At 32.5% G+C, this 14,747-nt stretch carries 16 protein-coding genes; 1 reads left to right on the forward strand and 15 read right to left on the reverse strand.

The annotated features are described in order from the left end of the window. Positions 1-39 precede the first annotated feature (39 nt). From ACWJKP_RS19390 to ACWJKP_RS19415, 6 genes are all read right to left on the reverse strand, one after another. Complete coding sequence (locus ACWJKP_RS19390) at positions 40-768, reverse strand: ZIP family metal transporter (protein WP_187351424.1); 729 nt, start codon at positions 766-768, stop codon at positions 40-42. 116 nt (positions 769-884) lie between these two features. Further along, a complete protein-coding gene (locus ACWJKP_RS19395; protein WP_224578707.1) occupies positions 885-1,079 on the reverse strand; it encodes a hypothetical protein in 195 nt (64 codons plus the stop codon). 237 nt (positions 1,080-1,316) lie between these two features. Then, a complete protein-coding gene (gene prfA, locus ACWJKP_RS19400; protein ID WP_165413051.1) occupies positions 1,317-2,393 on the reverse strand; it encodes a peptide chain release factor 1 in 1,077 nt (358 codons plus the stop codon). A 130-nt stretch (positions 2,394-2,523) separates the two neighbouring features. Then, a complete protein-coding gene (prmC, locus tag ACWJKP_RS19405) occupies positions 2,524-3,375 on the reverse strand; it encodes a peptide chain release factor N(5)-glutamine methyltransferase (RefSeq protein ID WP_165413050.1) in 852 nt (283 codons plus the stop codon). 54 nt (positions 3,376-3,429) lie between these two features. Then, positions 3,430-4,338, reverse strand: a complete 909-nt coding sequence (locus tag ACWJKP_RS19410; RefSeq protein WP_165413049.1) for a DUF1385 domain-containing protein — start codon at positions 4,336-4,338, stop codon at positions 3,430-3,432. A 2-nt stretch (positions 4,339-4,340) separates the two neighbouring features. Next, the gene (locus tag ACWJKP_RS19415; RefSeq protein WP_165413048.1) at positions 4,341-4,925 is read right to left on the reverse strand and encodes a thymidine kinase; all 585 of its coding nucleotides are present in this window, start codon (positions 4,923-4,925) and stop codon (positions 4,341-4,343) included. 194 nt (positions 4,926-5,119) lie between these two features. On the opposite strand from ACWJKP_RS19415, the gene rpmE reads away from it, so the two are divergent. Continuing rightward, entirely contained in the window at positions 5,120-5,338 is a 219-nt protein-coding gene (gene rpmE / locus ACWJKP_RS19420; RefSeq protein ID WP_165413047.1) for a 50S ribosomal protein L31, read from the forward strand. Positions 5,339-5,402: 64 nt separating this feature from the next. Here the strand turns inward: rpmE and rho are convergent, their stop codons facing one another. From rho to ACWJKP_RS19465, 9 genes are all read right to left on the reverse strand, one after another. Continuing rightward, a complete protein-coding gene (rho, locus tag ACWJKP_RS19425) occupies positions 5,403-6,872 on the reverse strand; it encodes a transcription termination factor Rho (protein WP_165413046.1) in 1,470 nt (489 codons plus the stop codon). Positions 6,873-7,079: 207 nt separating this feature from the next. Further along, on the reverse strand, positions 7,080-7,424 hold the full coding sequence (locus tag ACWJKP_RS19430) for a hypothetical protein (protein ID WP_165413045.1): 345 nt from the start codon (positions 7,422-7,424) through the stop codon (positions 7,080-7,082). A gap of 415 nt (positions 7,425-7,839) precedes the next feature. Then, positions 7,840-9,438, reverse strand: a complete 1,599-nt coding sequence (locus ACWJKP_RS19435) for a CTP synthase (RefSeq protein ID WP_462961355.1) — start codon at positions 9,436-9,438, stop codon at positions 7,840-7,842. 235 nt (positions 9,439-9,673) lie between these two features. Beyond that, positions 9,674-9,835, reverse strand: coding sequence for a hypothetical protein (locus ACWJKP_RS19440; RefSeq protein WP_165415094.1), 162 nt, complete (start codon positions 9,833-9,835; stop codon positions 9,674-9,676). 105 nt (positions 9,836-9,940) lie between these two features. Beyond that, entirely contained in the window at positions 9,941-11,311 is a 1,371-nt protein-coding gene (locus ACWJKP_RS19445; protein WP_462961669.1) for an ISNCY family transposase, read from the reverse strand. 335 nt (positions 11,312-11,646) lie between these two features. Continuing rightward, the gene (locus tag ACWJKP_RS19450) at positions 11,647-11,940 is read right to left on the reverse strand and encodes a ribose-5-phosphate isomerase (RefSeq protein ID WP_165413043.1); all 294 of its coding nucleotides are present in this window, start codon (positions 11,938-11,940) and stop codon (positions 11,647-11,649) included. A gap of 156 nt (positions 11,941-12,096) precedes the next feature. Then, positions 12,097-12,519 (reverse strand): YwiB family protein, encoded by a 423-nt coding sequence (locus ACWJKP_RS19455; protein ID WP_165413042.1) that lies wholly within the window; start codon positions 12,517-12,519, stop codon positions 12,097-12,099. 14 nt (positions 12,520-12,533) lie between these two features. Beyond that, positions 12,534-13,517, reverse strand: coding sequence for a tRNA 4-thiouridine(8) synthase ThiI (locus ACWJKP_RS19460; RefSeq protein ID WP_165413041.1), 984 nt, complete (start codon positions 13,515-13,517; stop codon positions 12,534-12,536). A 78-nt stretch (positions 13,518-13,595) separates the two neighbouring features. Beyond that, positions 13,596-14,627, reverse strand: coding sequence for a D-alanine--D-alanine ligase family protein (locus tag ACWJKP_RS19465; protein WP_165413040.1), 1,032 nt, complete (start codon positions 14,625-14,627; stop codon positions 13,596-13,598). Between the last annotated feature and the right edge of the window lie 120 nt (positions 14,628-14,747).

Here is a 14,747-nt window from a genome sequence, read left to right on the forward strand (position 1 = left end):
CCACTTATAGAAGTGGCAGACTTTCCTTCTGAAATGTCGTTAAAGCACATTAGTCACTATTAATCCAACTATTATCCCCAAAAGTATTCCCAATGTGTTTGTGATTCCTGACCAAAGCTTTTTAGACTGTGGGATCATCTCTCCGTAAATCACATATAACATAACACCTGACGCAAATGCTAGAGCACCACCTAATATATTTACAGATATGCTGCCAATATAAATTCCTATCCAAGCGCCGATCGCAGTAGGCAATGCTGTTAAAAATGCATAAAATAATATTTTTCTGCTTTTCGTACCTGAAAGCATTAGAGGTGCTGCCACAGCCAACCCTTCCGGCACATCATGTATTGCAATTATAATGCTCATTTTAAGTCCTAAGTTTTCTCCGTTAACAAATCCAAATCCCATTATTAGACCTTCTGGAAAATTATGAATCATTATCCCAATGGCAACCATAAAAGCCACCTTTGTATATTGAGAATTTGCATTGCCACTTAAATTGCTGATTTTATCTATTGTTACAACAATAATAATTCCTAGGATTAAAAATAATAAGGTTCCTAGCAATCCTGTTTTTTCTGTAGCTTCTGGAATAAGTTCAAAAACTACAATAGAAAGCATAAGTCCTGATGAAAATCCTATAATATTTCCTAAGAATTTTTGTGAAGGTTTGTTCATAATAACGCCTAAAAACGCCCCTGTCATAGTACCAATCAAAGCTATTACTCCTGAAAATATGATTATCAAAACAATACTACTATTCAAATTTATACCCCCACTTTTATAGAATTATAATCATATATGCTACAATTCCATATGAGAATAAAGTATAGAAGCGTTTAGCTTTATGCTTATTTCCCTATACACTAATTTTATTTGTGTCAGTGGGGGTTTATGCCGCAATCTTTAATTTTTTCTATATCATCATCAGAAAAGACTGCTTGAACACAATGTCTATATAAGTCATCTAGTAAAATATATTTCTTAAATCCACCTTGATTAATTATAAAATAGAAATAAGCTTCCTCTAAATTTTGAATTTGAATTTTGTTATGAATTACTACAAACGCAATCATCAGCTCGATGCAAACTAAATATATTATAAAAAATATATTTATAATCTTTGATTTATTAATATATTTAGCAATAAAACAAAAATAAAGCACATTGATAGCATAAACATTTGTAAGTCTTCTTTTGCTTTCTAATGGCTTTATTTATATTCATAATTTCACCTTTCACTTATAATAATAAGAGTCCTTATAAAACACAAATCAATATGCTAGTCTATTTTCATGTGCCTACACTAAATTCTAATCATTATTACCCATGGATTTCATCTTTTCTGCTTGATCAGCAGTTATCAAGGTATTTAGCATTTCATCTATATCTCCATCAAGAAAAGATTCTAATCTATACAATGTTAACCCTATTCTATGATCTGTTACCCTTCCTTGAGGATAGTTGTAAGTTCTTATTCTCTCACTTCTATCTCCCGTACCTACTTGACTCCTTCTATCTTCAGCTATTCCTGCCGATCTTTCAGCCTCAGCTTTATCAAACAATCTAGATTTTAATATTTTTAGTGCTTTTTCTTTATTCTTTAACTGAGACTTCTCATCCTGACAAGAAACTACAAGTCCTGTAGGGATATGTGTCATTCTTACTGCTGAATCTGTTGTATTAACACACTGTCCGCCATTACCAGATGCTCTAAACACATCTATCCTTAAATCGTTAGCACTAACTTCAATGTCTACATCTTCAACCTCTGGCAACACTGCTACAGTAGCCGTAGACGTATGAATTCTTCCACTCGACTCTGTATCTGGAACTCTTTGAACCCTGTGTACTCCACTTTCGTATTTAAATTTACTATATGTAGATTCACCTTTTATCATAAATACCACTTCTTTGAATCCGCCAATATCAGTTTCATTAGCACTCATTACTTCAACTTTCCATCTATTACGCTCTGCATATCTTGTATACATTCTGAATAGATTTGCTGCAAACAATGCTGCTTCATCTCCACCTGCTCCTGCCCTAATTTCAACAAATACATTTTTATCATCATTTGGATCCTTTGGCAAAAGTAAAATTCTTAATTCTTCCTGCATAGTTTCTTTAGTTTGAGTTAAGTCCTTCATCTCTTCTTGAATCATATCTTTCATTTCTTTATCTGATTCTTCTCTAAGCATTTCTTTGTTTGATTCTAAATCCTGCTTAGCTTTTTTATATATTCTATATTTTGTAACGAGTATTTCCAATTCTGCATGTTCTTTGCATAACTTTTGCCATTCCTTTTGATTAGCTATAACCAACGGGTCGCAAATTTTAATTGAAATCTCATCGTATTTATTTTCTGTAAAATCAAGCCTATCCAACATATTTATCACTCCGTATATATATTTTCACATCATACTATTTTATCACAATTAGATTCAAAATACAAATTGCATCTAGCTAATACACCTTCGTCGAAGCTGTGTATCTCCGCAGGAGATGATTTAACATTTATTACACTAAAATGGCTTTAATAACCCTGTCATTCCCAGCCAAATCTTTAATACATTCTATCTTCTTAAATCCTGATTTTAAAAGAATATCGCTAACTTCTTCTCTTTGGTCATATCCTATTTCAAAAGCTAAGAGCCCTCCCTTTTTCAAAACCTGTAAACTCTCTTCTGTAATCCTCCTGTAAAAATCTAACCCATCTCTTCCACCACTAAGGGCTATATACGGTTCATATTCCTTTACATCATCCATTAAAGTTGGTATAATATCTTCTCTTATATAAGGTGGATTGGAAACTACCACTTCAAATTTCTTGTTTTGTTCAATAGGAGCTTTCAATAAGTCACTATTCTCCACGTTAACTCTAATAGCCAAGTCAAATCTTTCTATATTCAATTTTGCCACAGTTAAAGCGTCATCAGCTATATCATACAGCGTTACCTTCGTACTTTTAATGAATTCAGCTATGGCTATGCCAATAGCTCCACTTCCACTGCACACATCACATACTTCAGTATAAGCTTTTTCATTTATATGCCTAATTACTTCTTCAACTAAAATTTCAGTATCAGGCCTTGGTATCAAAACTCCTGGCCTTACTATAAAATCCATTCCCATAAATTCGCATTCACCAAGAATGTATTTTATAGGCATTTTACTTTTTCTAATCTGAATTAACCGTGAAAATTCCTTTTCCTGCTTTTGATTAAGATTAAAATCTCTATTAATCATTATGAACAATTTATCCTTATTTAAAACCTTAGCAAGCAAGAGTTGTGAATCTAATAAATAACTTTCAATCTGAACTTTTTTTAAAATTTCATACGATTCTAGAAGTACTTCTCCTATATTCATTTCCTACCACCTTCATTTATAATTACCACAGGATGAATATATTTGTTTTTTATATTAGACACATTCAATACCCTCAGCTACTTTAAGCGCCTTTATTGCCACCTCTATCTGAGATAAATCCGGTTCCCTCGTAGTTAGGTTCTGCAATTTTAGTCCTGGATAAGAAAGGATTTTAGCTAGGGTACCTGTGCTTCTTCCCATCCATTTAATAATTTCATAGCTTCCACCCGAAATCAAAGGAAGAAGTACTATTCTATACATTATTCTTTCCCAGATTGAATTCCAACCAGTTAAAGAAAACATTATTATACTAACTATCATAACTAAAAACAAAAAATTCGTACCACATCTTGGATGCAGTCTTCCAAACTTAGCTGCATTCTCTGGAGTTAATTCAACATTGTTTTCATAACAAAATATAGTTTTATGTTCTGCGCCATGGTATTGATATACCCTCTTGACATCTTCCATTTTTCCTATTAAATATACGTATATTAAAAATATTAAAATTCTAATAATTCCTTCTACAATATTCATACCCATTGTGCTTGCGCCAACTTTACTAAAAAGACTAGCTACAATAGTTGGTAAAATAAAAAATAAACCTATAGATATAATCAATGAAATGACAAGAGATATCCCCATAATTACATCACTGCTTTTTTCCTTGAATACTTTTTTTATCCATTTATCTATTTTCGAAGGTTCTTCCTCTTCTTCAAAAAAAGAAGCTGAATAATTTAAAGTTTTTACACCTATAACTAAAGACTCAATTAAAGAAACAAACCCTCTTATTATTGGAAGCCCTAAAATTTTATTTTTTTTAGTGTAAGCTGTGTATCCTTTTTTCTCCACTACAATTTCCCCTTGCTCAGTTCTCACCGCGGTGGCAATTCCCGCGCTTCCTCTCATCATAACCCCTTCAATTACTGCCTGACCTCCGACATTTATGTTTTTAGCCATAGTTATACCCCTTCTTTTGGAACAATGTGACACTTTCTACATCGCGCTTCATAGGATTCCGTAGCTCCAATTAAGACAATGGGATCTTCATATTTAGCCGGTTTCCCATTAATTAAACGTTGAGTTCTAGTAGCCGGATTGCCACACACTACACAAATCGCCTGAATTTTGTCAACAAATTCCGCCACAGCCAGAAGTGTAGGTATCGGTCCGAAAGGTATCCCTCTAAAATCCATATCTAAACCCGCGCATATAACCCTTTTATTGCTATCAGCTAAGGTAGTGATTACATCAATTATACCTTTATCAAAAAACTGTACCTCATCTATAGCAATAACTTGTGTATCCGCATCTAAGAGCTGCAACATCTGCGCGCTATCCTTAACCGGAACTGCATCTACCTTAGTTCCGGAGTGAGACACCACGTCTCCCCTGCTGTATCTATTGTCAATTTCAGGTTTAAAAACCTGCACTTTCTGTCTTGCAATTTTAATTCTTCTTATCCTACGTATAAGTTCCTCAGACTTCCCACTGTACATAGGCCCTATAATAACTTCCACCCAGCCATGATTTTTTGGTCCGTACATATTTTTCCCTCCAATTTGTTAATCCATGTTTTAAAAGCACAGCTTTAAGTATGCCTTATAATTCTATGGCAAATCTTACACATGTTTTTTACTTTAATATATTTTTATTCTTATTGACTTAATTATTAATTATATGATAAAATTAAAGAGTTGACAATACGGGTATATATTTTTTTTTGAAAGAGGTGAAAAATATGCAAGAAGCAATACATCCAGAATACCATCACGACACAGTTGTTAAATGCGCATGTGGAAACACTTTTACTACAGGATCTACTAAACAAGAACTTAAAGTAGACGTATGTTCTAATTGCCATCCATTCTACACTGGTAAGCAAAAGAATATTGATGCCGGTGGAAGAGTTGATAGATTCATGAAGAAATTTAACATAAAAAACGAAGATGCAGAATAATATATTAATGGAAAAGATTTAATTATCTTTTCCATTTTTTTAATTATACTATTTAAAAATTATGTTATCTAGCTAATAATTCAAAATTCTTATTTATCATCTCAAAAAATTCATTATTACTCTTTGTTGTAGCTAATAAATTTAGGAGTTTTTCTGTTACACCTAATGCATTGCCTTCTCTATACATTATCTTCCTTAAATTATATATAGTCTCCATTTCAATCTTAGTAAGCAATAAATCTTCTCTTCTTGTCCCTGATTTATAAATATCTATCGCTGGGAATATTCTTCTTTCTTGAAGTTTTCTATCTAAGTGAACTTCCATATTTCCTGTACCCTTAAATTCCTCAAAAATCATATCATCCATTCTACTTCCTGTTTCTACCAAAGCAGTAGCAAGAATTGTCAAACTTCCACCCTCTTCTATATTTCTAGCCGCTCCAAAAAATTTCTTTGGCATCAAAAGTGCACTAGGATCGAGTCCTCCGGATAGAGTTCTTCCTGAAGGGGTCACAGTTAAATTGTAAGCTCTAGAAAGCCTAGTTAAACTATCTAATAGAATAACTACATCTTGGCCTTGTTCTACCATTCTTTTAGCTCTCTCAAGAACCATAGAAGCTACTTTTGTATGATGATCTGGTTCTTCATCAAAAGTTGAATAAATAACTTCACCATTAATAGATCTCTGCATATCAGTAACTTCCTCAGGCCTTTCATCTATTAAAACAACAATTAGTTTTACTTCTGGGTGATTTATAGAGATACTGTTAGCGATTTTTTTAAGAAGTGTTGTTTTTCCCGCCTTTGGCTGTGCTACAATTATGCCTCTCTGCCCTTTTCCTATAGGAGAAATAATATCCATCATTCTCGAAGACAAATCAGTTGCACATGTTTCTAGTGTCAATCTTTGAGTTGGATAAATCGGGGTTAACTTTTCAAAAGGTCTTCTACCTACAGCTCTGTCAGGATTTTCTCCATTTACTTGTTGTACATACAACAGAGCTTTAAATTTTTCACCCTCTTTAGGCGTTCTAACCTTACCTTCTACTTCATCACCTGTTTTTAAGTTAAATCTTCTAATTTGAGATGGCGAAACATATATATCGTCAGGGCCTGATAAGTAATTATTCCCTCTTAGAAACCCATAACTATTGTTTTCAATTATTTCCAGAACTCCTCTTGCCGATCCCGATTCATTTATCATTTCTTGTAATTTTTCTTTTTTATTTTCATTTTGATTTTTAAAACCTGTATCATGTTCTGAATTATTGGTAGTTTGAGTAGTTTGAATTGGGTTAATTTTGATTTGCTTCTCTGAATTTCCTATAATATTATCTCCAGCTGTAGAAGTGTTTTTGGGACTTATTTTTTCTCTTAAAATAACTCCATCCTTTTGCATAGAAACTGGCGTTATCTTCTTTATTTCCTCAATTAATTCACTTTTTTTAAGTTTAGAAATATTTTTAATGCCGAGTTCTTTGCAATGTTCCCGCAGCTCGACTACTGTCCTATTATCAAAATCTTTATTTATCAAAAATCTGCACCTCCGAAGGGTATTTCATATATAATATCTATTTAATAAATATCATGGGAATTTTAAAACGAGTCTACTATCCAATGAATTTTCTTGAAATGATATATTCTTTAAATTATATCCTATTTCACAATTTTAATCCACTATATTTAAATTCCCCAGCAACCTATATAGTTCCATGTCCCGCCTAATTACTTGCTTTTTCTTTTATATCATAGCGTAAATTTTCTCTATAGTCTGTCTATATTCATTTACTTTTTCAATAACTTTTTTATTCTTGCCAATTAAAAATATAGGTAAGGCTAATTGTTCACATCCTCCTATAACCATATTTATTTTAAAAAACTCCTTAATATTATAATGATAAAAATGAAATTCCTCACATAGCGAACACTTAACCTTAATTAATATTTCAGTACCTTTATGTAATTCAACGTTTAAAGAGGGAAATACAGTTTTCATGTTCTCTATTTCAAATATTGTCAGTTCGCAAATTTTATACTCACCATTAGGATTTTTCAAAGCCATAGCAATATTAGTATCAAATACCAATTACTTCACCTCCATATTTTATACTTCTTATGTGAATTTTTTTTACATAAGGATTAATAATCATCATATGCAGTGCTGAAATGTCGTTAAATCATCTCCTGCGGAGCTGAAATATTAACGACTTCAGAAGTAGATTTTATACCCCCACTGAAGTTTTCTCTTTGTTATAGTATGGAACTCCCACTTATAGAAGTTGGAGACTTCCCTTCTGAAATGTCGTTAAAACAAATCCATTTTTCTTGCCTATAGTGTTTAATACTAAATTCTATAAATTTAACTAAATTCCTGCTAAATTTAAATTGAAACTATTAGTAAGTTTTATATAAAAATTATTATAATTTAAAATTGTTTAATAATTTGTTATGGAGTAAAAAAATAAAGGGCTGCTTGTGTTACTCACAACCCTTTAACTATATCATTTATTAAGCGAGGCCTTAATAAATGCACTAAATAATACATGTGGTTTATTAGGTCTAGATTTAAGTTCTGGATGAAACTGAACCCCAACAAACCAAGGATGATCTTTAACTTCAACTATTTCTACTAATTTTTCATCGGGACTTGTTCCTGTAAGCAAAAGTCCTGCATCAATCATTTCTTTTCTATACTCATTATTAAATTCATATCTATGCCTATGTCTTTCATATATTACTTCATCTTTGTACGCTTCGTAAGCATTAGAATCTTTTGCTAATTTACATGCATATAGCCCTAGTCTCATTGTACCTCCTTTTTCATCTAAATCTTTTTGGTCTGGCATTAAATCTATTACTGGATACTTCGTCTGCGCATCGATTTCTGAACTATTAGCGGTTTTGAGTCCCGACGCATTTCTTGCATATTCTATAACAGCGCATTGCATACCAAGGCATATCCCAAAGAACGGCACTTTATTCTCTCTAGCATATCGAGTTGCCTGTATTTTGCCTTCAATTCCTCTATCACCAAATCCGCCAGGCACCAATATTCCGTCAACATCTTCCAATATTTCACTTGCATTCTCTGAAGTTACATCGCAGGCATTTACCCATTTAATTTCTACATTGCAATCATTAAAAAGACCTCCATGACTCAATGCCTCAACAACAGAAATATATGCATCATGAAGTTCTACATATTTTCCTACTAAAGCTATTTTTACATTTCCAGATAAACCCTTTAATTTATCTACCATATTAATCCACGCACTATTATCTATTTCATGACAAGTAAGTTTTAATTTTTTACACACTAGGGTATCTAATCCTTCTTTGTGAAGCATAAGTGGCACTTCATATAAATTCTCAGCATCCAAGTTTTGAATTACGCAGTTCGCCTCCAAATTACAGAACAGACCTATTTTAGACTTCAAATCATCAGATATCTCCTTCTCAGAACGACATACTATGATGTCTGGCTGAATGCCTATACTTCTCAATTCTTTTACAGAATGTTGGGTTGGCTTGGTTTTAAGTTCTCCGGCCTTTCTTAAATATGGCACTAATGTAACATGGATAAAGCAAACATTCTCTATTCCTACCTCATATTTCACCTGCCTTATAGCCTCTAAAAAAGGTAAAGACTCAATATCTCCAACAGTTCCACCGATTTCAGTTATAACAACATCTACGTCTTTTTCTTTAGCTACTCGATAGACCCTTTCTTTTATCTCATTAGTTATATGTGGGATTACTTGCACTGTACCACCTAAATAGTCCCCTCGCCTCTCTTTTGATATGACTGACCAATATACTTTCCCTGTGGTTACATTACTACTCTTGCTTAAGTTCTCATCAATAAATCTCTCATAATGCCCTAAATCTAAATCTGTTTCCGCACCATCATCCGTAACAAAAACTTCACCATGCTGATATGGACTCATGGTGCCCGGGTCCATATTTAAATATGGGTCAAATTTTTGAATAGAAACCTTTAACCCTCTATTTTTTAAAAGCCTTCCTAACGAAGCTGCTGTTATTCCTTTCCCTAAAGATGACACTACTCCCCCTGTAACAAATATGTACTTAGCACTCATAATTACTCCCCCTATGTTTTATTGCTCATTATAAGTTATTTAACTATTATAAAAAAATAACTGTCAAGCATTTTTGAAAATGTCCCAAAATATTTAAAACATTAGCACCAGTTTTTCTGGTGCTTTTACATTGATTTTGATTACCTAATGCATGTTGTGCAAACTGGATATAAGATTATTTAGTTACTTTGAAATTTCTCCTAAAATCTTTCCTAAATATCTTTTAGCCGTAGGCTTATAATTTTTGATGCATTAAAGCATCTCCTTCTGAAATGTCATTAAAACTGAAAAATTGTTTTTGAGGGTATGCAAGAATCCTTCCATTTATATTAGCGTAGCTAGTGAATGGGAATCCAGTTATTTTTGTCAATTTGATTTTATTAGCTTTTGCTTCCATTGGCCAGTTTCTTAATCTATTATTGAGATATGTTTTGGGTTCACTTAATAAACCTTAGAAGATTGTCTTTTTCAAAGATCTAAAATGAACAGATTTTTAGTGTTCCTATGCTACATTATCGCTGCGGTGAGCCTGTTTATTTAGATACCGCTCAAAAGAATCTTGTTTCCAAGGATGACTCATTGGTGGTATGTAGCGTTTTCTAGGTTGGTCATTTGGAACAACTAAATCAAAGTTCTTAGAGGAAAGTTTATGCCCTGGTAATAAATCTAGCGCATAAACCTTTTCATCTACACACAAGAAAATCTCGTCACTAAATGCCTGAATTACCATTCCAGATGTTCCTTTGCGATAATGTACAGGATGACCATTGGAATCTATAGGTAAATAGTAATTCTTTTTAAATTTGATACAGCTTCCGTTATCTACCTTCCTACTAGTCAATACGGCAAGAGTTAAGTTGATTTTTTCATTATCTGGTTGCATTTCAAAGACAGATTTGATATCATCAACAGGTAATGCAAACTGAGCATTGAATTCTTTTATGTAGGAGTTTAAGAATTCGTTTGCTTGCTCAATTGTGTTTATACCAGCTAGTCGCATTTCCAAGGGGAGGCGTGATTGTAACGTCTGAAACATTCTTTCTACGCGTCCCTTGGCTTGTGCAACACTACTGGTTCTAATTTCTATACCCAATTGTTTACACGCATAGCTAAACTGTGTAAATGTGTCCTCTTCAACTGAAGGGGATTTTTTTTGTTTATATTCAAATACAGTACGTCTATCAGTGAATAACATGTAGGGAATACCATAGTCAGTAAGCACTTGGTGTAGTACATGATAGTATCCGTTTAAAGTTTCCTGTGGATCGAAATAAGCCCCCATAATAGCGCCAGTGGCATCATCTACAGCGATATGCAACTGACTTTTTTCATTACCGAACCAAAGATGTACCGAAGCATCCATTTGAAGCATTTCACCTGTATAAGCACATCTTGGACGTCTAGGATGTGCATCCTCGGCAGCAATTATGGAACTTTGAATTTCAGCAATTTCTTTAATAGAATTAGTTGTTTTTTGTAGTTCTTTTAATTCTGCCTTGATCCTTTTTCTTGTAGCACGCTTCGCCTTAGGGGACAGGATGAAATCCTGTATAAGGATAGAGTGAATAGTGCTAGTAGAAACCGTTATATTGTGATGTTTTTTTAGTAATTCAGAAAAGTGAGTAAAATTGGCTTCAGAGTATTTGGTACGGTATAAATCCAGGATTAACTGCTTTGTATTAACAGTGAGGGCATGTGAGGGCTTCCGCCCTCGATTACCATGAATAAAGAATTCCTTTCCACTTTCTTTATATCCCTTAACCATTCTGTTAATATGCCTAACTGAACAATTGAGAGCTATAGCTGCTCGCTTTTTATTTCCATCTGTTTCTACTAATTTTTTTATAGTAGAGTACTTATCTATTTCTTCCATAGTTAAATTCACCTTTCTCATTATCGGCACCTCATTTCTAGTCATGAGGTTTATTATACAATGTTTTCATATTTGGGACATAATCAAATGTGGTATAGTAAGACATTATCATAAATCAATCATAGTTATTTAACTATTATAAAAAAATAACTTGACAAATGTTCTTTATAATTCTATAATAGGAATTACCCTATAAATTGAATAGTATGGTATAATGGCGTATTTATTATTAAAATAATAATAATATTTTAGCATATTTTTTTGTCATTCACCAGTGTTTTTTTGTTTTTTTTTTTTTGGAGTTTTGTTATGTAAAATCTCAAATATTTATATTTCTAGTTTTCTCCATCTAATATGTTTTCTATTTCGAAATACCTCTCTCTAAATTCTTTATTAATGAAAAATCGTTCCTCTGCTTTTTTTAACCCATAATTAGCAGCTCTTTTGTTTGAAATCAGAAAATTCTTATAAGCGCTTTCTTCATCTCCACATTTATACTTTTTTAATAATAAGAATAAAATATACTTACACTCTCTGTCTTTTAATATTTTTAATGATTCATGACTTTTTATGCCTTTAACGTAACAAATAGCTTCTATTATCTTCTCATAATTAATATTTTTTAACATTAAATCACTCCTAGATTTTCTATATATTATGTTGTCACTTAAATTATTGACACTTATACACAAAAACTATACACATAACTTTAACTTGTTTTAAAAAAAAAAAGTGTATCATGTTAATAAAGGCTATGTTCTAAAATTAGAACATATCCTTTATTTTTATTGTGCTTTAATGTTAATTTGCAAAGTCGTACTTAAAACTTGTTGATTCCCTATTATCATATCATAATCTATAAATACATCTCCGCCGTTATCGTCCACATTCATCTTTAACTCCTTAGTATCCACAGTAAGATCTAATGCTCCATGGGGCGTATTGTATAAAGTTAAGTCCCTTACATACTTTTTAAATTTCATTTCAGTATTAGTAGTTCCTGTTCTTATAAGTGTAAACTTTTCTTCATCAATTTTTAAAGTAGTAGTAGTTCCCTTCATTCCTGAAATCTCGGTCTCTTCATATACTGCATAATAGCAATCATCTTCTTTATAAAATTTACCCGGTGTCACCACCTCAATTGCTTCACCATCATCTTCATTGTCAGCTTGTTTGCTAACAACTGAAATTATTGCGTTTTTCTTCATAACCTTACCCCTCGCTATTTTAAAATGTAGTTGTTTATTTCTTCATCAGTTGCAGGTGTTATATCTATAAATTTATTTAAAGGCTGATCATAACTGCCATAACTAATAGATATATTTTTTTCATCCTTACCCTTACAATATCTCCCCGCAATTTTAGCTGCAAATTCAATATCTTCATTTGTCTCTTTTCCAATTATAGCAACAGTAGACCCATTATAATCCGCAGATAAGAATACTAAATCTTCCTGCGTTAAAAGTTGTTTTAATAATTCCCCCTCTTCCTGGGTTCTTGTAGATATAATCCTAGCTTCCTTAGATACCTTAAAATGTCTTCCTATTTTTAATAATTCTAGATCTTTTTTTGATATATCTTCTTTGTACTCGAAGAGGTCCTTAAGTCTTATAGAATAGTTAGGCTCCGTAAGTTTACATCCACCAGCAGGTGATGGATACTCTAGAATACCCCACATTTGTGCTAGTTCCATTTGAGTCTTTCTGCTTCTCCCTTTTATATCCAAAAGAGCATTTCTATCTATCAACCCTTCAATCTCCATTTGAGTTGGATTAAGATTCTTAGCGCATAATGGCCTTAAGATTTTATCTCCTATGCCCGATTCATTTTTCACTATATCTAAAGCTGATCTATTTTGCGACATAGGTCTTTGATTTAACACTTCTCCTGTTATAATAAAATCCGCATGAAATTTCTCTAATAGCTCTCCACTATATCTCATCATCATAGCATGGCAATCGATACAAGGATTCACATTCTTCCCATATCCATGTTTTGGATTTCTTACCATTTCAAAATGTTCATTTGAAAAGTCTATAACTTCTAATGGTATATCTATTTGTTTAACGATTTTCAATGCATTTTCCTCATTGAAAAAGTGTGATTTAAAGCATATCCCAATGACTTCTATTCCCTGATCTTTTACAAGTTTTGCTGCTAATATACTATCAAGGCCTCCAGAAATCATAGCCAAAGCTGTTGTCATAAGCAATACCTCTCTTTACTGTATTTTAATAATTCCTATTATACCATCTCCTGCGGAGCTGAAATGTCGTTAAAACTACTATTTATTGTTCCTATTGATAGCCAATTCAATAAGTTCATCAATAAGCTTCACATAAGTTTTCCCTGTAGCTTGCCACATTTTAGGGTACATACTTATTTGAGTAAAACCCGGTATAGTATTAACTTCATTTAAATAAACATCTTCTGTTTCTTTATCCACTAGGAAATCCACTCTTGCCATTCCAGCACAATCTAGTATTTTATAAATTTTTATAGCTTCATCTTTAATGGTCTGTAGCTTAGCTTCACAGAGCGCTGCAGGTATTAAAAGTTTAGATTCCTCGTTTTTATATTTAGCTTCATAATCATAAAATTCTTTTGCGGGGATTACTTCTCCCGGAATAGCCGCCTCAGGATAATCATTCCCTATTACAGCAACCTCAATTTCCCTTGCATTAATGGCCTGTTCAACTAAAATTTTTCTATCATATTTTAGAGCTTCTTCTACTCCAAGCATTAATTCATATTTGTTGTGTGCTTTTGTTATACCTACAGAGGACCCTCCATTAGACGGTTTAATAAATACTGGATAGCCCAATTTTTTTTCTATCTTTTCTATTAATATTTCTTTGTCTTTTGCATGTTCGCTCGAATTTATTACCACATAATCAGCTTGCTTTACATTGAATTTTTCTAATAAGTATTTTGTATATACTTTATCCATGCAAATAGCAGAGGACATTACTCCGGGACCCACGCAAGGAATATTGGATAATTTGCACATACCTTGAATAGTTCCATCTTCTCCAAACGAACCATGCAATACTGGGAATACTACATCCACCTCTTTATTAAATATAATTTTTTGTCCCTCTGGCCTCTTATAATATTCGTCCTTTTCCCATTCACCATTCTCTATGTTATCTAATTCACCAGTATATTCAAACCATAGCCCATCCTTAGTTATTCCTATAGGGTATATATCATATTTTGTTTGATCAATATTTTTCAATACTGATGTTGCTGACATTCTCGAAACCTCATGTTCTGTGGACTGACCACCAAATAACACTGCTATCTTCTTTTTCATTAACGCTCACTCCTTATAACCATAGTAACCATTTTCCAAATAAATTTAGTATTAAAAACTAGTTTTTTAGTATGTAATACTAAATTTTTTTAGTATTATATCATATTATATCATTTTTAT

The organism is Clostridium sp. CM037 (assembly GCF_055081095.1).